This is a genomic window from Acidisoma silvae, assembly GCF_020618775.1.
Classification (GTDB): Bacteria; Pseudomonadota; Alphaproteobacteria; order Acetobacterales; family Acetobacteraceae; genus Acidisoma; species Acidisoma silvae.
This window is the reverse complement of the sequence record NZ_JAESVB010000001.1, coordinates 357,199-376,183: the sequence shown is the minus strand read 5'-3', so window position 1 is coordinate 376,183 and position 18,985 is coordinate 357,199. Positions and strand designations below refer to the sequence as shown.

At 66.1% G+C, this 18,985-nt stretch carries 15 protein-coding genes; 8 read left to right on the top strand and 7 right to left on the bottom strand.

The genetic code is table 11. From position 1 onward, the window contains the following. Positions 1-21: 21 nt before the first annotated feature. The gene (locus ASILVAE211_RS01775; protein WP_227319560.1) at positions 22-1,629 is read left to right on the top strand and encodes a heparinase II/III family protein; all 1,608 of its coding nucleotides are present in this window, start codon (positions 22-24) and stop codon (positions 1,627-1,629) included. Positions 1,630-1,645: 16 nt separating this feature from the next. Continuing rightward, on the top strand, positions 1,646-2,770 hold the full coding sequence (locus ASILVAE211_RS01770; RefSeq protein ID WP_227319559.1) for a glycosyltransferase family 4 protein: 1,125 nt from the start codon (positions 1,646-1,648) through the stop codon (positions 2,768-2,770). Between the two features lie 11 nt (positions 2,771-2,781). Here the strand turns inward: ASILVAE211_RS01770 and ASILVAE211_RS01765 are convergent, their stop codons facing one another. Next, positions 2,782-3,987, bottom strand: coding sequence for an ATP-binding protein (locus tag ASILVAE211_RS01765; RefSeq protein WP_227319558.1), 1,206 nt, complete (start codon positions 3,985-3,987; stop codon positions 2,782-2,784). A 177-nt stretch (positions 3,988-4,164) separates the two neighbouring features. Here ASILVAE211_RS01765 and purH point away from each other — a divergent pair, with 177 nt between their 5' ends. Further along, positions 4,165-5,742 (top strand): bifunctional phosphoribosylaminoimidazolecarboxamide formyltransferase/IMP cyclohydrolase, encoded by a 1,578-nt coding sequence (gene purH, locus ASILVAE211_RS01760; protein WP_227319557.1) that lies wholly within the window; start codon positions 4,165-4,167, stop codon positions 5,740-5,742. A 41-nt stretch (positions 5,743-5,783) separates the two neighbouring features. Here the strand turns inward: purH and ASILVAE211_RS01755 are convergent, their stop codons facing one another. Further along, positions 5,784-6,506, bottom strand: coding sequence for an MgtC/SapB family protein (locus ASILVAE211_RS01755; protein WP_227319556.1), 723 nt, complete (start codon positions 6,504-6,506; stop codon positions 5,784-5,786). A 219-nt stretch (positions 6,507-6,725) separates the two neighbouring features. Here ASILVAE211_RS01755 and mbfA point away from each other — a divergent pair, with 219 nt between their 5' ends. Beyond that, positions 6,726-7,679: an iron exporter MbfA gene (gene mbfA, locus ASILVAE211_RS01750; RefSeq protein ID WP_227320113.1), complete on the top strand. Its 954-nt coding sequence runs from the start codon at positions 6,726-6,728 to the stop codon at positions 7,677-7,679. Positions 7,680-7,821: 142 nt separating this feature from the next. Here the strand turns inward: mbfA and cbiB are convergent, their stop codons facing one another. From cbiB to ASILVAE211_RS01730, 4 genes are read right to left on the bottom strand one after another with little or no spacing between them, the layout of a single operon-like run. Beyond that, positions 7,822-8,802: an adenosylcobinamide-phosphate synthase CbiB gene (gene cbiB, locus ASILVAE211_RS01745; RefSeq protein WP_227319555.1), complete on the bottom strand. Its 981-nt coding sequence runs from the start codon at positions 8,800-8,802 to the stop codon at positions 7,822-7,824. Then, positions 8,802-9,767: a tetraacyldisaccharide 4'-kinase gene (gene lpxK / locus ASILVAE211_RS01740; RefSeq protein ID WP_227319554.1), complete on the bottom strand. Its 966-nt coding sequence runs from the start codon at positions 9,765-9,767 to the stop codon at positions 8,802-8,804. Before lpxK ends, cbiB begins: the two co-directional genes overlap by 1 nt. Positions 9,768-9,774: 7 nt before the next feature. After that, positions 9,775-11,058: a 3-deoxy-D-manno-octulosonic acid transferase gene (locus ASILVAE211_RS01735; protein WP_227319553.1), complete on the bottom strand. Its 1,284-nt coding sequence runs from the start codon at positions 11,056-11,058 to the stop codon at positions 9,775-9,777. After that, positions 11,055-11,909 (bottom strand): lysophospholipid acyltransferase family protein, encoded by an 855-nt coding sequence (locus tag ASILVAE211_RS01730; protein ID WP_227319552.1) that lies wholly within the window; start codon positions 11,907-11,909, stop codon positions 11,055-11,057. The genes ASILVAE211_RS01735 and ASILVAE211_RS01730 overlap by 4 nt, the downstream gene beginning before the upstream one ends. A 50-nt stretch (positions 11,910-11,959) precedes the next feature. On the opposite strand from ASILVAE211_RS01730, the gene ASILVAE211_RS01725 reads away from it, so the two are divergent. The 4 genes from ASILVAE211_RS01725 to xdhC are packed head-to-tail and all read left to right on the top strand — an operon-like array spanning position 11,960 to position 18,153. Then, positions 11,960-13,402: a glycosyltransferase family 39 protein gene (locus tag ASILVAE211_RS01725; RefSeq protein WP_227319551.1), complete on the top strand. Its 1,443-nt coding sequence runs from the start codon at positions 11,960-11,962 to the stop codon at positions 13,400-13,402. 58 nt (positions 13,403-13,460) lie between these two features. Then, positions 13,461-14,942, top strand: a complete 1,482-nt coding sequence (gene xdhA, locus ASILVAE211_RS01720; protein ID WP_227319550.1) for a xanthine dehydrogenase small subunit — start codon at positions 13,461-13,463, stop codon at positions 14,940-14,942. Next, on the top strand, positions 14,939-17,269 hold the full coding sequence (gene xdhB, locus ASILVAE211_RS01715; RefSeq protein ID WP_227319549.1) for a xanthine dehydrogenase molybdopterin binding subunit: 2,331 nt from the start codon (positions 14,939-14,941) through the stop codon (positions 17,267-17,269). The genes xdhA and xdhB overlap by 4 nt, the downstream gene beginning before the upstream one ends. Then, entirely contained in the window at positions 17,269-18,153 is an 885-nt protein-coding gene (gene xdhC, locus ASILVAE211_RS01710; RefSeq protein WP_227319548.1) for a xanthine dehydrogenase accessory protein XdhC, read from the top strand. The genes xdhB and xdhC overlap by 1 nt, the downstream gene beginning before the upstream one ends. On the opposite strand, the gene ASILVAE211_RS01705 is transcribed toward xdhC, so the two are convergent. After that, entirely contained in the window at positions 18,132-18,929 is a 798-nt protein-coding gene (locus ASILVAE211_RS01705) for a phytanoyl-CoA dioxygenase family protein (protein WP_227319547.1), read from the bottom strand. The two genes, xdhC and ASILVAE211_RS01705, sit on opposite strands and share 22 nt — an antisense overlap. Between the last annotated feature and the right edge of the window lie 56 nt (positions 18,930-18,985).

Sequence of the window (18,985 nt, the reverse complement as noted above, 5' to 3'; positions counted from 1 at the left end):
TGCCTTTCGCCGGATGGTTCGATGAGCGGTAAGTCTCCCGGTGGCGGCTGGCTGCGCGGCGCGCGGCAAAGCCTGTCCAAACTCCCCAGCCTACGCCTGGCGCGCGTGCCGGACGCACCGACGCTGCCGGTGCGCGACCTTTGGCCCGGCGACCCAAGCCTGGGCGCACGACTGCTGAAGGGTGAGCTGACGGTTGGCAATTCCGTGTTGCTTCTGCAACCGGGTGCCTGGGCGGACAGCAGCGGCTCCGTCACGTTGCGGGCCGCCGCCCACACCTTTTCCTGGCTGCGCGACCTGCGCGCGCTTGGCACCGACGCCGCCCGTCAGCGCGCCCGCAGCCTCGTCTCGGAATGGATTTCATCGGCCCATACCGACCCGGTGGCGTCACGCCCGGATGTCGCCGGCGCGCGAATCGCAGCCTGGCTCGGCCACTACGATTTCTTCGCGGCGAGTGCGGATGACGCATTTCGCCAAAAGTTGATGGGCCGCCTTGTCGCCGATGCGCGGTCGCTTTCGGCGGCCTTGCCGGCGGAGGAAGGTCAGGCGCGGGCGCTGACCGCACTGAAGGGTCTGGTCGCGGCGGCCGTGGCGCTGCCGGACCAAAGCTCCTTCCTCACCCGCGCCCTGCGCTTCCTGCCGGCCGAACTCGGCCGCCAGATTTTGCCCGACGGCAGCCAGATCGAGCGCAGCCCGGCGACGCATCTGACCGCTTTGCAGGATCTGACCGAAATCCGGTCCCTGCTGCAGGCGGCGCAGGCGCCGCCGCCCCCGGCGCTGGGCCCGTCCATCGAAAAGCTCGCCACCGCGCTGCGCATGCTGCGGCATGGGGACGGCGGCCTGGCGCTGTTCAACGGCACCAAGGAAGAGACCTCGAGCCTGGTCGACCTCGTGCTGACCCAGGCCGGGCGGCCGACACGCGCGCCCAGTCAGCTGGTCGATGGCGGCTTTCACCGGCTTCAGGCCGGCCGCAGCATCCTGATCATGGATACCGGCGCGCCGCCGCCGCCGGGTCTGGACACGAATGCCCATGCTGGCACGCTGTCCTTCGAACTCTCGGTCGGCCGCGACCGGCTTATCGTCAATTGCGGCTCGGCCCCGGCGGCATTGAGCGAGTGGCGCGATGCGCTGCGCGCGACGGCTGCGCATTCGACGCTGGTGATTGCCGATACCAGTTCCGCCGAAGTGAAGGCCGATGGTTTCGGCGCACGCCGGCCGGACAAGGTCGAGGCCCAGCGCCAGGAGGCCAATGGCGCGCATTGGCTGGAAGCGAGCCATGACGGCTGGCTGCGGAATCTCGGCGCCATCCATCGCCGCCGCCTCTATATGGCGGAAAGCGGCGAGGATATTCGCGGCGAGGATGCGGTGGAGGCCGAAACGCCGCAACCTTTCACGCTGCGCTTCCATCTTCATCCGGCCGTTCAGGCCAGCCTCCAGGGCGACGGCGAGGCCGTGCTGATGCGCCTGCCCAGCGGCCAGAGCTGGCGGTTTCGCGCCGAAGGAGCGACGATGGCCCTGGAAGAAAGCATCTATATGGGCGGCACCGAGCCGAAGCGCACCGAGCAGATCGTCATGAGCGGCGACGAGGCGAGCGCGCAGCAGATCAAATGGGCGATCAGCAAGGTCGGCTGATCGCCGGGCTTTCCCCGTGAAGATCATCGAACTCACCAATACCGACTTCGCGATGCGGCACTTCCTGGCGCCGCTGCTGCGGGAGGGACGCGCGCGCGGCCATGAGATGGTCGGTGCCTGCCCGGACGGTCCCCTTCTCGCGCCGCTGCGGGCAGAGGGTTTCAGGATCATGCCGCTGCCGCTGAAGCGCAGCGCGTCGCCCATCGCGCAGGCGCAGGGGTTTGCCGCCCTCGTCTCCCTGCTGCGGGCGGAGAAGCCGGACCTGGTCCATGCCCATATGCCGCTGTCAGGCTTCTGGGGACGGATGGCTGCGAAGGCAGCCGGCGTGCCGCATGTGGCCTATACCTGCCACGGCTTCCTGTTCAACCAGCCCAGCCCCTGGCCACGCCGCGCCGCCTCCTTCGCCATGGAATGGAGCGCGGGCAAGATCACGGACCTGTATCTGACGGTCTCCGAGGAGGAGGCACGGGACGCGAAGCGTTTGGGTATTGCACGCAAACCGATCGCCATCGGCAATGGCCGCAGCCCGGCGAAGTTTCACCCCAATCCGGAGGCCCGCGCCCGTATCCGGGCGTCCTTGGGCGTGCCGGAAGACCGGGTGGTGATCGTCATCGTCTCCCGCCTCGTGCGTCACAAGGGCCATCCGGAACTGCTGGCGGCGATGGACAGCGTGCCGGAGGCGGAATTGTGGGTGGTGGGCGAACGCCTGGCCTCGGACCATGGCGAGGATCTGGAAGCCTATTTCGCCCAATCGGGCCTCGGGCCGCGCTTGCGCCGGCTGGGCTACCGGGAGGATACGGCCGATGTGCTGGCCGCCGCCGATATCTTCACCCTGCCGAGCCATTTCGAAGGCCTGCCGATGTCGGTGATCGAGGCCATGCTGACCGGCCTGCCGGTGGTGGCGACCGATATCCGTGGCCCACGCGAGCAGGTGACGGAGGGCGAGACCGGGTTTCTGGTGCCGCCGCGCGATGCGGAATCGCTGGCGGCAGCCTTGCGAAACCTTGCGGCCGATCCCGATCTGCGCGCCCGCATGGGAGACGCCGGCCTGGCCTATGCGCGCGCGAATTTCGACGAGGCGAAGATCATCGGCCGGACGCTGGATCTGCTGGAAGAAACGGCGCGCCCGCGCAGCCGCTGATCAGCCGCTGATCAGCCGCTTGCGGCGATGTCACCGGTCTTCTCCATCGGCATGACGCGTTTCATGAAGTCATCGAACAGCGGCACCGTGAAAGCGGTATCGCCATGCGTCGGACTCCAGATCATGCCTTTCGCGATCAGGCTGCTGCGGATCGGCCCCAGGGACGTCGTCGGCCGATGCAACGCTTCCGCAATATCGCCCGACCGATGCGGACCCGGCCCGAGCGCCGCCATAGCCCGCAGATAAGCTTTTTCCTTCGGCGTCAGGCGGTCGAACCGCACACGGAAAAAACTTTCGTCGAGCGTCACGACGGCTTGCTGCGTAGCATTGCGTACATCCGCCGCGCTGATTGGGCTGCGCGCCGCGTCATCCCAGGCGTGCTTGCCCCATTCCTGAAGGAAATAGGGATAGCCCTGTGTCTGTTCGATGATGAGCGCCACAGCATCATCCTCAATCCTCTCGCCTTCGTTTTCGATCGGAATGACGATGGCCGCCCGCGCGTCGGACGGAGAAAGCGAGCCTATCTCGGGAAATTCGAACATGCGTTCTGCATAGGTCTTGGCTTCCCCCATTTTGCCACGCAGCTGCGGCAGGCCGGCACCCACGAGCGTGATGGGCAACTGCTGCTGGGAGACGCGATGCAGGGCGGAAATAAGGGCTTCGAGCTCGGATTCTTTGACGTATTGCAGCTCGTCGATGAAAATCGCCACCGCCGTGTCGGCCGCCTGCGCGGCCCGTCCGACCTGTTCCAGCAGCATGGCCAGATCACCTTCGAGTTCGCCATTATCCGCCAAACCCGGCTCGGGCTCATAGTCAAGCCCGACTTCGATGTCACCATAGGTTGCCTTCAGCTTGCCGGCGAAGCCGGCCAGGGCTCGCAATCCGCGCACGGCATAGGCCTGCGCCTGCGACCAGCGGTTGAGCTTGAGCAACACGAGCCTGATCTGCGGCGCCAGCAAGGCCGGCAAGGAACGGCCCTCGGGTGCTTCGATCCGGATGGTGATGGCGCCATCCCGTTCCGCGTCCTTCAGCATCTGAAAGAGCAGAACGGTCTTGCCGGCGCCACGGAGACCGATAAGCATCATGCTCTTGGCGGGCCGGCCGATGCGCAGACGCCCGATGCATTGCCGCATGCGTTCCCGCACGGCGCTACGCCCGGCAAGCTCCGGCGGTGGCGATCCCGCACCGGGCGCGAATGGATTGCGGATAGGGTCCATGGGAACCAAGCCTGATGTTTATACAGAGTTTAGTCAATTTATGTTTTTGAGATAAATTTCCTAAACTCTGTATAAGCGTCAAGCAGAGTGCTTGCCCGCTGCTATGACGAACGGCGGACTGGACGCCTGACCCGCCACGGCTCTATCTGCGCCAATCAGTTGCCGGAGAGTTCCTTCATGTCCGATCACGCCCTTATTCCCGTCCGCCGCGCCCTTATCTCGGTCTCCGACAAGACCGGGCTTATTCCCTTCGCCCAGGCGCTGGCCAAGGCGGGCGCCGAAATCCTCTCGACCGGCGGTACCGCAAAGGCCATCCGCGACGCGGGCATTCCGGTGAAGGACGTCTCCGACCATACCGGCTTCCCCGAGATCATGGACGGGCGCGTGAAGACGCTGGTGCCGCAGATCCATGGCGGCATCCTCGCCCGCCGCGACCTGCCCGAGCATCTGGCCGCCATGGAAGAACACAAGATCGCACCGATCGACCTCGTCTGCGTCAATCTCTATCCCTTCGAGGAGACGGTGGCCCGCAAGGCCGATGCCGAGACCACGATCGAGAATATCGATATCGGCGGCCCGGCCATGATCCGCGCCGCCGCCAAGAACCATGATTTCGTCGCCATCCTGACGGACCCCGCGCAATATGCCGAGGTCGAAACGGCGCTGGCGGCAGGCGGCACCGATATCACCCTGCGCCGTCGTCTGGCGGGCCAGGCCTATGCCCGCACTGCCGCCTATGACAGTGCCATCGCGACCTGGTTCGCGGACGAGCGCGGCGAGGCCTTCCCCGACCGTCTCGCCATTTCCGGCCGCCGCCGCCAGACGCTGCGCTACGGCGAAAACCCGCATCAGCAGGCGGCTTTCTACGTGACCGACGACCGTGCCGGCGTCGCCACGGCGAAGCAGGTGCAGGGCAAGGAACTGTCCTACAACAATCTGAACGACACCGACGCCGCCTTCGAATGCGTCGCCGAATTCGACGAACCCACCGTCGTCATCGTCAAGCATGCCAACCCGTGCGGCATCGCGACCGGCGCTTCCATGGCGGAAGCCTGGGACCGGGCGCTGGCCTGCGACCCGGTCAGCGCCTTCGGCGGCATCGTGGCCCTGAACCGCACGTTGGACGAGGCGACCGCGAAGCGCATTTCCGCGATTTTCACGGAAGTCATCGTCGCGCCGGACGCGACGCCTGAGGCCGAAGCCGTGCTGGCCGCCAAGAAAAATCTGCGCCTGCTGCTGACGGGCGGCTTGCCGGACCCTTCGGCCCAGGCGCCGTCTTTCCGCTCACTCGCCGGCGGCTTTCTGGTGCAGGGCCGCGATGCCGGCCGCATCACCCTGGCCGACCTGAAGGTTGTCACCAAGCGCACGCCGACCGAACAGGAACTGACCGATCTGCTCTTCGCTTTCCGTGTCGCGAAGCATGTGAAGTCCAACGCCATCATCTATGCCAAGGCGGGGGCGACCGTCGGCATCGGCGCCGGGCAGATGAGCCGTGTCGACAGCGCCCGCATCGCCGCCTGGAAGGCCGGCGAAGCCGCCAAGGCGGCCGGTCTGGCGGAAGCGCTGACTATCGGCTCGGTCGCCGCGTCTGACGCCTTCTTCCCCTTCGCGGACGGGCTGGAGACGATCATCGCGGCGGGTGCGACCGCCGTTATTCAGCCCGGCGGGTCGATGCGCGACAATGAGGTGATCGCGGCGGCGGACGCCGCCGGCATCGCCATGGTGATGACCGGGATGCGCCACTTCCGGCACTAACTCTTACCCTGTTCGCCGGCCTTTGCCGGCGAACAGGCCGATCAGTCCAGGTCTTCGGTGCTGCTGCTCCAGGTGGCGCTGGAGATGCCCGCCATGGCTTCAAGCTTGCCGGTGACGGCATCGAGATCCTTCGTCTCGACCGAGGTCGAAACCAGGGTCGCCACCACCTCCGAGAGCCCGTCCGGCCGGTCCGTCAGTTCGATATCGCTGATCGGGTAATTGGCCGCCTGCAGCAGCGCCATCAGCGCCTTGCGCGCGGCAGCGGCCCCCTCCACCGTCGTCATCACGCTGATCTCATAAATCGCCTCGGTCGCACTGCCATGGACCGGTGCGCGGTTGATGCGATTGACGAGCGGTTGCAGCAGCGTATTGGCGCAAACGACGAAGATCGTCAGCGCCAGCGCCTGGGCCGCCAGATTGGCGCCCGCGCAGGCGCCGACGGCGGCCGAGCACCAGAGGGTCGCCGCCGTATTGAGGCCGCGCACATTCAACCCGTCCTTCATGATGACGCCGGCACCCAGAAAGCCGATGCCGGACACGACATAGGACACGACCTTCACCCCGCCGTGCCCACCGTCGAGATTCATGGCGAGGTCGACGAATTCGCAGGCGCCGAGTGCGACCAGCACATTGGTGCGCAGGCCGGCGCTGCGCTGCTTCCATTGCCGCTCCGCGCCGATGGCCGTGCCCAGCACGAAGGCCACCACCAGCCCGACGAGGGTGTTGAGGAAGTCCAGGCCATGGAAGGTTTGGAACATGAGCATGATCGCCCCCTAGCCGGAAACGCAATCGAACCAAAGAAGCGATTTACGAAGAAATCGAGACAATCGCCGGCCGGCGCCCGGCCGCAGAAGAAATCCGACATCGCATTTGCGAAGCAATCGCAAATTTTGCAGACAGAGACTTGATCTGCGACTGCGAGCAATTCTCATCATTACGAAACCGACTTGATCGTTACGATTCCGGGCGTCACAATTGCGTCCATGCGAAACTTCTCCGACCTCTCCGAAAAAGAAATCCTCGCGCTGGCGATTGCCAATGAGGAGGAAGACGGCCGTATCTATCTCGACCTGGGCGAAGGCCTGCGGGCCGATTATCCGTCTACGGCGCAAATCCTGAAGGACATGGCGGAGGAGGAGAGCGAGCATCGCCGCTCCCTGCTCGATCTGTTCCAGGAAAAATTCGGCGACCATATTCCGCTCATCCGGCGCCAGCATGTGCGCGGCTTCATGACCCGCAAACCGATCTGGCATCAGACGATCAGCGTGGACGCCGCGCGCGCGCTGATGCAGTCGATGGAAATGGAAGCCGAGCGCTTCTACAGCCGGGCCGCCGCCCGCAGCCAGGATACCGCCATCCGCAAGCTGCTGGGCGATCTCGCTCTGGCGGAAAGCGGGCATGAGCATCGGCTGGACGAGCTGGTGGAAGCCAATCTCAGCCATCGGGAGCGCGGCGCGGAAGCCGATGCCGCCCGCCGCAACCTGATGCTGCGCTATATCCAGCCGGGTCTGGCCGGGCTGATGGATGGGTCTGTCTCCACCCTCGCCCCGCTTTTCGCCTCGGCCTTCGCCACCGGCAGCAGCTGGCAGGCTTTTCTGGTCGGCATCTCAGCCTCGCTCGGCGCCGGCATTTCCATGGCTTTCGCGGAAGCGCTGTCCGACAATGGCAGCCTGACCGGGCGCGGCTCCCCCATCGTGCGCGGTGTCACCTGCGGGCTGATGACGACGATCGGCGGCCTGGGCCATAGCCTGCCATTCCTGATTCCCAATTTTCATATCGCTCTGAGCATCGCCATCTGCGTCGTTCTGGTCGAACTCGCTGTCATCAGCTGGGTGCGCTGGAAGTTCATGGATACGCCGCCGCTGTCGGCCACGCTTCAAGTCGCCTTCGGCGGCGCGCTTGTCTTCGCAACCGGGGTGCTTATCGGAAACAGCTGAGGGTGTTTTTCGGGTTTGCCCGATTTTCGTGGAAGCATCGTCACCCCCGCGTAGGCGGGGGTCTTCTGTCTTTGGCACTACCACGGGCAGAGAAGATGCCCGCCTGCGCGGGCATGACGGGTCGAGGCTGGGCCGGTGCAGACTACAAAACACCAAGCGCGATAGCGCCCACCGCAATAAGCCCAATCTGCACGGCGCAGGCGGCGCGATAGAGGCTGAGCGCGCGGCGCAGGTCGGCGACCGTCGCATCCGGCCGGCCGTCGCCCATCCAGCCGTCCGCGACCAGCGTTGTTCCATAGACGCGCGGACCGGCCAGACGCAGGCCCAGCGCACCGGCCATGGCGGCTTCCGGCCAGCCGGCATTGGGGGAACGGTGTTGCCCGGCGTCCCGCCACACGGCACGCGCGCCGGACCGCCAATCCAGCGTCTGGAATCGGGCGGCAATGAGGATGAACGCGGCCGCCAGCCGCGAGGCCGGCAGGTTGATGAGGTCATCGAACCGCGCCGAGGCCCAGCCGAAAGCACCGTGCTTCTCGGTGCGATGACCGATCATGCTGTCCGCAGTATTGACGGCCTTGTAGCCTGCCATGCCGGCCACCCCCAAAGCCGCGCCCCAGACACTGGGGGCGACCACACCATCCGAGAAATTTTCCGCCAGGCTCTCGATCGCGGCGCGCACGACACCGGCCTCGTCCAGATGCTCGGGATTGCGGCCGACGATCTGCGAGACGGCGCGGCGACCACCCGTAAGCCCCTCCTGCTCCAGCCCATCGGCGACGGCCGCCACATGGGCATAAAGGCTGCGCTGCGCGAGCAGGCTGGAGCCCAGCACAGCCAGCACGACCAGGCCCAGCCAATGCCCGCAGGCGACAAGCAGGATGAAATCCAGCACCAGCATCGCGCCGAAGACCACGCCGAGCAGAAACAGCAGGGCGAAGGCGCCGCGAAGGCGGCGATGCAAGTCCGACAGGTCGGGCTTGTTCAGCACCCGGTCGAGCCAGCCGATCAGCCCGCCGATCCAGACGACAGGGTGACTGATCGACTGGAAGACGAAACGCGGATAGCCGATGCCCGCTTCGATCAGCAGCGCCAGCACGGTTATCAGGAAGCCAGAGGCGAGCATCAGGCCCCCATGGCCGCACGCAGCAGCGCGTCGATCTGTGTGGCGTCATCCCAGGCAAGACCGACGCCGCCGACGGCAATACCCGCGCGATCCGCCAGCGGCAGCCGCGCGCGGTCCTTCGGTGTCGTCAGCAGAACCGCGCCCGCCGCCTTGGCGCGCTGGCGCAGGCCGGACAATTCGGAGGCCGTATAGGGATGGTGATCGGCAAAAGCCTGCGCGCCGATCAGTTGCAAACCGGCCTCGCGCAGGCCGGAGAAGAATTTTTCCGGGCGACCGATGCCGGCGAAGGCAAGATAGCGGGCGGCGGGGTCCAGATGGCTCAGCTTCGGCATAAGTCGCGCCTGCAATACGGGAAGCGTCGCCGGCAATTGACGTAGCGCATCGCACTCATCCCGGCCGATCAGCACGGCCGCCGCGCTGCGGCCGGCTGCCTCGGCGACTGGCTCACGCAGCGGGCCAGCGGGAAGAAGGAAACCATTGCCGAAGCCGAAACCGCCATCGATGACAAGCAGGCTGCTGGTTTTGACGAGACCGGGATTTTGCAGCCCGTCATCCATGACGATGGCCCCGGCCCCGGCCGCCACGGCCAGGCGCGCCCCCGCCGCGCGATCCGCCGAAACCCAGGTCGGCGCGGCTTCGGCCAGCAGCAGAGCCTCATCACCCACCACCGATGCGTCATGCAGCGCCGGGTCAACACAGAGCGGCCCCGGCGTCTTGCCGCCATAGCCGCGCAGCAGCGCGTGCGGGTTGGCGCCCATCGCCGTCAGGCGATGCAGCAGGTCGAGCGCCAGCGTGGTCTTGCCAGACCCACCGACACTGGCATTGCCGCAGCAGAAGACCGGAACCGGTGCCTGCCAGCCGGTCTTGGCCACACGCCGCGCGGTGAGTGTTTGGGTGATCAGGCCGAAGGGGGACAGCAGCGTGGCGGGCCAGCCGCCTTCCGCCCAGAAGCGCGGCGCATGCATCTGCGGCTCAGGCCCCGTCGATAGCCGGGGTGCCGGCGGCCAGGCGCGACAGATGCCCGGCGATTTCCGCCGGCAGGCTGGCATAGGCTTGCAGCAATTTTGCGCCTTTTTCGCCCATGGCCGAAGTGCCCCAGGGGTCTTTCAGCCGCGCATCCAGCCAATTGCCCAAAGCCTGAGCGTCCACGACCCGCGTCAGCGCGCCACCGGCTTCCAGCAGCGCCACGGTATCGGTGAAATTCTCGGTATGCGGCCCGACGGCCACGGCCCGGCCTAGGCGCACCGGCTCGGCCGGATTCTGCCCGCCGTGGCGGATCAGGCTGCCGCCCAGAAAGGCGAGCGGCGCCAGGCGGTAGATGAGGCCGAGTTCGCCCACCGTATCGGCGACCCAGACACCGCCTGACCGGGGCGGATTGTCGCCCAGGCTGCGGCGCGGCGCGCCGCCGGCGGCAGCCGCCATCTCGGCCCCGCGCTCGGGATGGCGCGGCACCATGATGGTCAGCAGCCCCGGATGGGTCATGGACAGGCGCGCATGCGTTTGCAGGATGAGCGCATCCTCGCCCGGATGCAGGCTGGCGGCGACCCAGACCGGCCCGCCGATGGAAGTCGACAATTGCGAGAGCACGGCGTTGTCCACCGGCAAAGGCGGCGCTGCGAGCTTCAGATTGCCGGCGGGCAGAATAGGCGTCTTGCCCAGGGAGGCGAAGCGTTCGCCGTCCTGCGCGCTTTGCGGATGAATGACGCTGAAAAAGCCCAGAATTTGCCGCACCGTGCGCTCGGCCAATTTCCAGCGGCTATGGCTGCGGGCCGATAGCCGGGCATTGACCAGCATGAGGGGAATCTTGCGCCGCGCGGCGGCGGCCAGCAGGTTCGGCCAGATCTCGCTTTCGACGAAACCGGCCGCATCCGGCTTCCAATGGTCCAGGAAGCGCGCCGCCCAGCAAGGCACGTCCAGCGGCACAAAGCGATGGATGACGCGCCCGTCCAGGCCCATTTCCGGCAGGCGCTTGGCCAGCAGCTTCTGGGAGGTGACGGTGCCGGTAGTCAGCAGCAGGCTGCCCGGCGCCTCGGCCAGAATGGCCAGCACGGGCAGAATGGACATGGTCTCGCCCAGACTGGCCGCATGCATCCAGATCAGCCGTCCGGCGGGGCGCGGCGTCGGGTCTATCGCCTCACGCTCAGGCAGGCGCTCGGCGATCTCTTTCCCGCGCCCGACACGGCGGCGCAGCATGATGCGCAGAGCCGGCGCGGAGACGCGGGTGAGGCCGGCCCAAAGGGCGAGCGGCAAGGTCATGGCGACGTATCGGCAGCGGGCTTGATGCCGCAGAGCCGGTCCGCCTTGGCGCTGGCGGCATTGAGCGCATCGACCACAATCGGCAGATGCTCGGCCCAATTGCTGCGTGGAATGGTGAAAGCCGGTTCCACCACGATGACGCCCCGGCTGAAGGGGATCGGGAAGGGCAGAATCATGCTGTCCCAGCTCGGCATCCGCATATGGTGACGGCACTGGGCGGAGGCCGCGTAGATCGGCGCACCGGTGGCAGCCGCCAATTGCGCGACACCGGCAGCGGCCACCTTGGCCGGACCGCGCGGCCCATCGGGCGTGATGGCGATATTGCTGCCGTCCCGCAGCAGCAGCAGCATATTGCGCAGGCTGGTGGCCCCACCCTTTGAGGAGGAGCCGATGACGGTGCCGAGATTGAAGCGCCCGACTGCCTGACCGATGAAGCGCCCGTCATTATGGCCGCTGACCAGGACATAGGTCTTCATATGCGCGCCGAGGCGCTGCGCCTCGATCGCCAGCATCGACATCATGGGCAGGCGCTCATGCCAAAAGCAGACGAGGCCGGCGGTATTCCGCTCGGTCGTCGGCGACAGATTTTCCAGCCCGACGAAATCCCAGCGCGTGGTCCGGTAGACCAGGGCGAGATAGAAGCCGACGAAACGGGCAAAACCGTCCTTCAGCCTGGGGTGCCGCACCAGCCATTTGAACCATTTGGGCGTACGGAATTTCCGCACACGCTCCGGCTTCGGGCGTTTCGGCTTGATCGCGGGTTCGATCGGGTCGGGGGAGAGGCTGTCTGCCATCGCCGCGCGGTAGCACGCCCCCTGCCCGGCGGCAATGAAACGGCCCGTGCGCGGCATTTGATCATTTCATAATTGAATCTAAATGGACAGCCGGCCGATAAGGGGTCATGCGCCCACCCCCCGTGCTGACGGCCCTGGTCTTTGCCGGCCTGCTGCTGGCCTCCGCCGCCCGGCTGCGTGGGCCGGAGTATGACGAGGGCTACACCGCTTTCGTCACCGGCACGACACCCCGCCCGGACTGGCCGACGGTACCCTTCCGCGCCGGCGAAATCCGCTCAGCCTTCTTACCGTCACCGACACCCTGGCATATTGGAGAGAATCTGCGGCGGACGGATGTGCATCCGCCGCTGTATTTCTGGACCGTCTGGGCGTGGCGGCGCATCTTCGGGCCTGATTTGTGGCGCGGGAGGCTGCTGTCCGTGCTGTTCAGCCTGGGCGCCCTGACGGCTTTGGCGGCCATCACCCGCGAGGCGGCCTTCCCCGTGCTGCCCAGCCTGCTGGTCACGCTCGGCAGTTACGGCTTTGTGGAAACCGGCATCGCCCTGCGCGGCTTCGCCATGGCGCAATGCCTGATGCTCTCCGGCCTTTGGCTGCTGCTCCGGTGGCCCTACGGCAGACGGGCGCCGCTGGCCGCCGGCCTGCTGCTGGGTGCGGCCAGTTTCACGAACTATCTCACCGCATTTACGGCCGTCGCGGCCCTGCTGTGGCTGGCCGCGCAAAGCCGGACGCGGGCGGCTTGGCTGCTGATCGGGCTGCTGCCCTTTACGGGGGCCAATCTGTTTTTCTTTCTGGCCCAGCGCGACAGCCGCATCGGCCAGTTTCCCCCTTTCAGTTGGGGTGGCATGGCGCAGGCCCTGGCCCATGCCGCTGGCGGCGCGCTGCTGGGCGGCTTGCCGCTTTATGTGCCCAGTGGCCTGTGGCTTGGCTTGCTGACCGGCCTGCTCGGCCTTCTGCTGGCCGCCATGCTGGCGCTGCCCTGCCTGCTCTGGCGGCGGATGGCGAACCGCCCGGCCACTGCCCTCTTTGCCATGGCAGCGGTGGCCCCCGTGCTGGGGCTTGGCCTGATGGGTCTGGCCGCCCGCTCCATCCCCGTCGAAATCCGTTATTTGTGTTTTGCCATCCCGCCTTTCACCCTGCTTCTGGCCCAGGCGATCTCCTGTCTTCCGCGCCGCACGGGCTTTTCATGCCTCGCCCTTCTGCTGGCGGTGCAGGGGATGTCCTTGGCCGGGCTGCTGACACGCACGGAGACGATGCAGCCCGAGGGCGCGGCGGCCCGCGCGGCCTGGGCGGCGGCCGGGCCGCGGGGGTTGGTGCTGCTGCCGCGCGGCAATGACGGTGTCGGCATTGTTTCCGCCTTTCTCACCGCCGCCCCGGACGATCTGCATATCCTGCTCGTGACGCCCCAGATGACGGGGCCGGCCCTGGCAGGTCTTCTGGCAAAAGGAGATTGGCCTTGCGTGGTGCCCGTGCTGATCGACGCCGACCGCGACAGCCGTGCCACCCTCCCGCTGCTGAGCCGGGTGAAAAACCGTCACTGCCAATTCCGTTGACGCCACTGCCACCGGCCTCCTACCGTGAACCGCTATCCCTTAGGCAGGACGAAGCGATTTGCGGACCGGCATTCGTTTTCTTCTCGGCAATGAGCCGCGCCACCTGTCGGACGTCGATCCGACACAGACCGTCCTCGACTATCTCCGTGACGACGAAACCCTCTGCGGCACCAAGGAAGGCTGCGCCGAAGGCGATTGCGGCGCCTGCACCGTGATGCTGGCGGAACGCGATGGCACGGGCGGCATTCGCTATCGGCCCGTCAATAGCTGCATCATGTTCATGGCCGCGCTCGACGGGAAACAGCTTGTCACCATCGAGCATCTGCGCGGACCGGAGGGCAAGCTGCATCCGGTGCAGCAGGCGATGATGGACCATCACGCCGCGCAATGCGGCTTCTGCACGCCCGGCTTCGTCATGTCTCTGGCGACGCTGCATCAGGCAGGTGCCACGGTTGAGCGCGCGGAGATTGCCGATGCGCTGGCCGGCAATCTTTGCCGTTGCACAGGCTACCGGCCGATTTACGACGCGGCGCGCAGCGCCCTCGCCAAACCGCGCGGCGCGGAAGACCGAGTGGCCGACGCTGTAACTTTGGCCGCTGCTCTCAATGCGCTGGATAGCGGCGCGGAAACGCTCGATGTCACAGGTAGCGGACGGCGCTTCGTCGCCCCGCGCTCTCTGGATGAACTGACAAGGCTTCTGGCCCACCACCCGGATGCGCTGATCCTGGGCGGGGGCACCGATATCGGCCTGTGGGTAACAAAGCAGCGGCAATCCTTGGCCCTGCTGGTCGCGACCGAGCACGTTCCTGAACTCCGCAAGATCGCTGTGACCGAAACGCTGCTTTCGATTGGCGCCGCCGTGCCTTACGCCGATGCCATGGCGAGCCTGACGGCTTTGCACCCAGAAACGGTGACGCTGCTGCGGCGCATCGGGTCTCGCCAGATCCGGGAACGCGGCACCATCGGCGGCAATATCGCCAATGCCTCCCCCATCGGCGATATGCCGCCCCTGCTGATCGCGATGGGCGCGGTACTCGTCATCGTTTCCGCCAAGGGCGAACGGCGGCTGGCCGTGGAGGATTTTTTCAAGGGCTATCGGCGGACCGATCTGCAACCGGGCGAAGTGCTGGCGGCCATCGAAATTCCCAAACCCACGCCCGACCTGCGGCTTGGCATCTATAAGGTTTCAAAGCGCTTCGATCAGGATATCTCAGCCGTCTGCGCCGGTTTCTCTTTCGCGTTGGACGGAGAGCGCGTGCGCTCCATCCGCATCGGCTATGGCGGCATGGCGGCGACACCTGTCCGCGCGCGGGATGTGGAAGCGAAACTGATAGGCGCAGTCTGGGGACTTCCGGCCGTGGAGGCCGCGATGGCCGGAATCGACCACGCCTTCACGCCCCTGTCCGACATGCGCGCCTCAGCCTCGTACCGCAGCCTGATCGCGCGCAACCTGCTGCTGAAATTCTACCTGGAACATCCGGCGGCGGGCGAAATGCCGGCGCGGATCAGGCTCGATCAGCCGGAAAGCCTGCCGGTATGACCGGCCCTGTCGGCGCCTCGATTCCGCATGACAGCGCGCGCCTGCATGTCAGCGGCGAGGCGCTTTATATCGATGACCTGCCTGAGCCGCGCGGTCTGCTGCATGCGGCCATGGGCCTCAGCAGCGAAGCCCATGCGCGCATCCTGTCGCTTGACCTGACAGCGGTGCGCGCGGCCCCTGGCGTCCTTACCGTTATCACAGCCGAGGATGTGCCCGGCATCAATGATATCGGGCCGATCTTTCCCGGCGACCCGATCTTTGCCGAGCGCATCACGACCTATCACGGACAGGTGCTTTTCGCCGTCGCGGCGCGGACGCGGGCGGAAGCGCGGGCGGCGACAGCCCTGGCGCGCGTCACCTATGACCCATTGCCCCCGGTACTGACTTTGGATGAGGCATTGGCGCGGGAGGATGCGCGCGTCGCGCCCAGCCGCCTGATGAAGCGCGGCGAGCCCGAGGCCGCCATCGCCCGCAGTCCGCAGCGGCTGCGCGGCACGCTTTACGTCGGCGGGCAGGATCATTTTTATCTGGAAGGGCAGATCGCCGTCGCGCATCCCGGCGAGCAGGGCGATATGCTCATCCAAAGCTCCACGCAAAATCCATCGGAATTGCAGCATCTGGTGGCGCATGCGCTGCATGTCCCCGATCATTCCGTCACCTGCGAAACGCGGCGCATGGGTGGCGGCTTCGGCGGCAAGGAAAGCCAGGCGGCGATTCCCGCTGCCATCGCGGCCCTGCTGGCCGCCAAGACCGGCCGCGCCGTCAAATGCCGCATGGACCGTGATGACGATATGATCATCACCGGCAAGCGCCATCCCTTCCGTATCGATTACGACGTCGGTTTCGACGACCAGGGCGTCATCGGTGGCATTCATTTCATGCTGGCGGGCGATTGCGGCCATTCCGCAGACCTGTCAACCGGCGTCAATGACCGCGCGATGATGCATGCCGATAACTGTTATTTCCTGGAAAATGTCTCCATCCTCTCGCATCGCTGCCGCACGAACACGACGTCTCACACCGCCTTTCGCGGCTTCGGCGGCCCGCAAGGCATTATGGCGATCGAGCATGTGCTGGACGAGATCGCGCGCCATGTGAAACGCGATCCGCTGATCATCCGCCAGCGCAATTTCTACGGCAGCACGACGCGCAACGTCACGCCCTACGGCATGGTGGTTGAAGACAATATCATCGCCGAACTGGTCGACCAGCTTGTCCGCACATCGGACTACCTGGCCCGGCGGACGGCGATTGCCGCTTTCAACATGGACAGCCGCTGGATCAAGCGCGGCATCGCGCTGGTGCCGGTGAAATTCGGGATTTCCTTCACCGCCATTCATCTCAATCAGGCCGGCGCGCTGATCCAGCTTTATACCGACGGCAGCGTCCTGCTCAATCACGGCGGCACCGAGATGGGGCAAGGGCTTTTCATCAAAGTTGCGCAGGTCGTGGCGGAGGAATTCGGCATCACGGTCGACCGCGTGCGCGTCACCGCCACCAGCACCGCGAAAGTCCCCAATACCTCGCCGACAGCGGCGTCCGCCGGCACCGATCTCAATGCCAAGGCGGCGCAGGCGGCGGCGCACGCCATCAAGCAGCGCCTGGCCCATGTGGCGGCGGAGGCTTTCGGCGTGCCGGCGACAGCCGTGATTTTCGCGAATGGCGAGGTCATCGCCGGACGCCACCGCCTGCCCTTCGCCGAGATCACCAAGCTTGCGCGGATGCAGCGCGTATCGCTGTCTGCGACCGGCTTTTACGCAACACCCAAAATCCATTTCGACGCGGAGACGCAGACCGGACGGCCCTTCTATTATTTCGCCTATGGCGCGGCCGTCGCGGAAGTGGAAGTCGATGGGCTGACGGGGGAATATCGGCAGCGACGGGTGGATATTCTGCATGACTGCGGCAAGTCGCTGAACCCGGCCATCGACCTCGGCCAGATCGAAGGCGGTTTCGTGCAGGGCGCGGGCTGGCTGACCTCGGAGGAATTATTTTGGGATGCCAAGGGGCGGCTCCGCACCCATGCGCCCTCCACCTATAAAATTCCGGCCATCGGCGACCTGGCGCCGGTCTTCCGCGCCCGCATCTATGAGGCCGGACGCAACCGCGAAAACGCTATCTTCCGGTCCAAGGCGGTGGGCGAGCCGCCGCTCAATCTCGGTATTTCCGTTTTTCACGCCATTAAGGATGCAGTGGCAGCCTTCGGCGATGCCGGACTTTCCCCGCATCTCGACGCCCCGGCAACACCGGAGCGCGTGTTGCTGGCCATCGAACATCTGCGCGCCGCCGGCCGGGCCGCGCCGATAGATGCGAAGGCGGCCGAGTGATGCCGGCCTGGCTGGACGCCCTGAGCGCTCTTGACGCCCAGGGCGAAGCGGGCGTCCTGGTCAGCGTCATTCGCGCCCAGGGGTCCGCCCCGCGCGAGGCCGGGGTCAAGATGGTTGTCTCGGCATCTCATGTCTGGGACACGATCGGCGGCGGCAATCTGGAATTCCAGAGTATCCAGGATTCCCGTACCCTGCTGACCAGCGGCGCCAGACTGCCGGTGACGCGGGATTTTCCGCTCGGCCCGGCGCTCGGCCAATGCTGCGGCGGTGCGACCACCGTGCTGTTCGAGCCGATCCGCCCGCCCGACTGGACAGTCGCCATTTTCGGCGCCGGCCATGTCGGCCGCGCCGTCGCCAAACTGCTGGGCGACCTGCCCTGCCGCCTGCTGTGGTTCGACAGCCGCGCCGATGTGCTGCACGGCTTGGCCATCCCCGGCAATACGCGCGTGCGGACGACAACCGAAGCCAGCGATATCGCGACCCTGCCGGCCGGGACGGCGGTTTTGATCATGACGCATGACCATGGGGTCGATTTCGATCTGACGGAGACGGCTTTGCGCCGCCCCGATCTCAGCTTTGTCGGCACCATCGGGTCCGCGACGAAACGCGCCCGCTTCGCCAGCCGCCTGCGCCGCGCGGGACTGGATGACATGACAATCGAGCGGCTGTATTGCCCGGTCGGGCTGCCCGGCATCGGCACCAAACTGCCGGCCGAGATCGCCATTGCCGTGGTGGCGCAATTGCTGGCGGCAAGGCCCGTGGAAGCGCCGCGTGACGCACCGGTCATCGACCTCGCCGGCCCAGCGAGGCCGCGCCATTGCGGCGCCCCCGGATGCGATCCTGCCTGCAGCGATGGGGAGCGTCAGGCGCTGCCGCGCAAATAGGGAAACCAGTCCTGTCGCAGCCTTTGCCCCGGCTGCATATCATGCCCCGGATAGGGCGGCGAGGTGCGGCCCGGCCGCTCCACATAGCGCGCATCGTCACCGACCAGACGTAACGAGAAGGCGCGGCGGTTGATTCCGCTGTCATTGCCACGGGCACCGTGCAGGGTCTTGAAATTGAAGGCGACCGCATCGCCCGGCTCCATCTCCCATTCCAGCACCGTCATGCCTTCCGCGTCCGGGTCCGGCACCGGACGATAGGCGCTGGGATCGGGATAGAAAGTCTGCTCGGATGCCCAGCGCAACGGCAGGACCGGCTTTTCCCAGAGATGCGATCCCGCGACGCAGCGCAGGCTGGCCGCCTTCACCGGGTCAAGCGGCGACCAGAAGCTGACGGTCTGCTGCCCTTCCACGAAGTAATAAGGGCTGTCCTGATGCCAGGGCGTGGCCTTGGCAGTGCCGGATTCCTTCACCAGCACATGGTCATGGAACATCTGCACGCTATTGGACCGCATCAATGCCGCGGCAGCCGCCGCGACCGCAGGCTGGCGAACGACCTCGGCGAATTCCGGAATACGCTCCCAATTGCAGTAATCGTCGAAAAACCGGCCCTTTTCGCCGGGCTTCACGTTTTCGGACCCATAGGGGCCGGGCTCGGCCATGTTTCGCGCCACGCCCGCACGCAGTGTCTCAACCCATGGCGCGAAAAGCCCCTTGATGAGGACAGCGCCGTCCCGCTGGAAATCGACAATCTGCTGTTCTGATACGGCCATGCTCATCCCCTGATCCTGCGGCTTGACCAGCCTGCCTCAGCCATCCCATAAAAACGAATAAT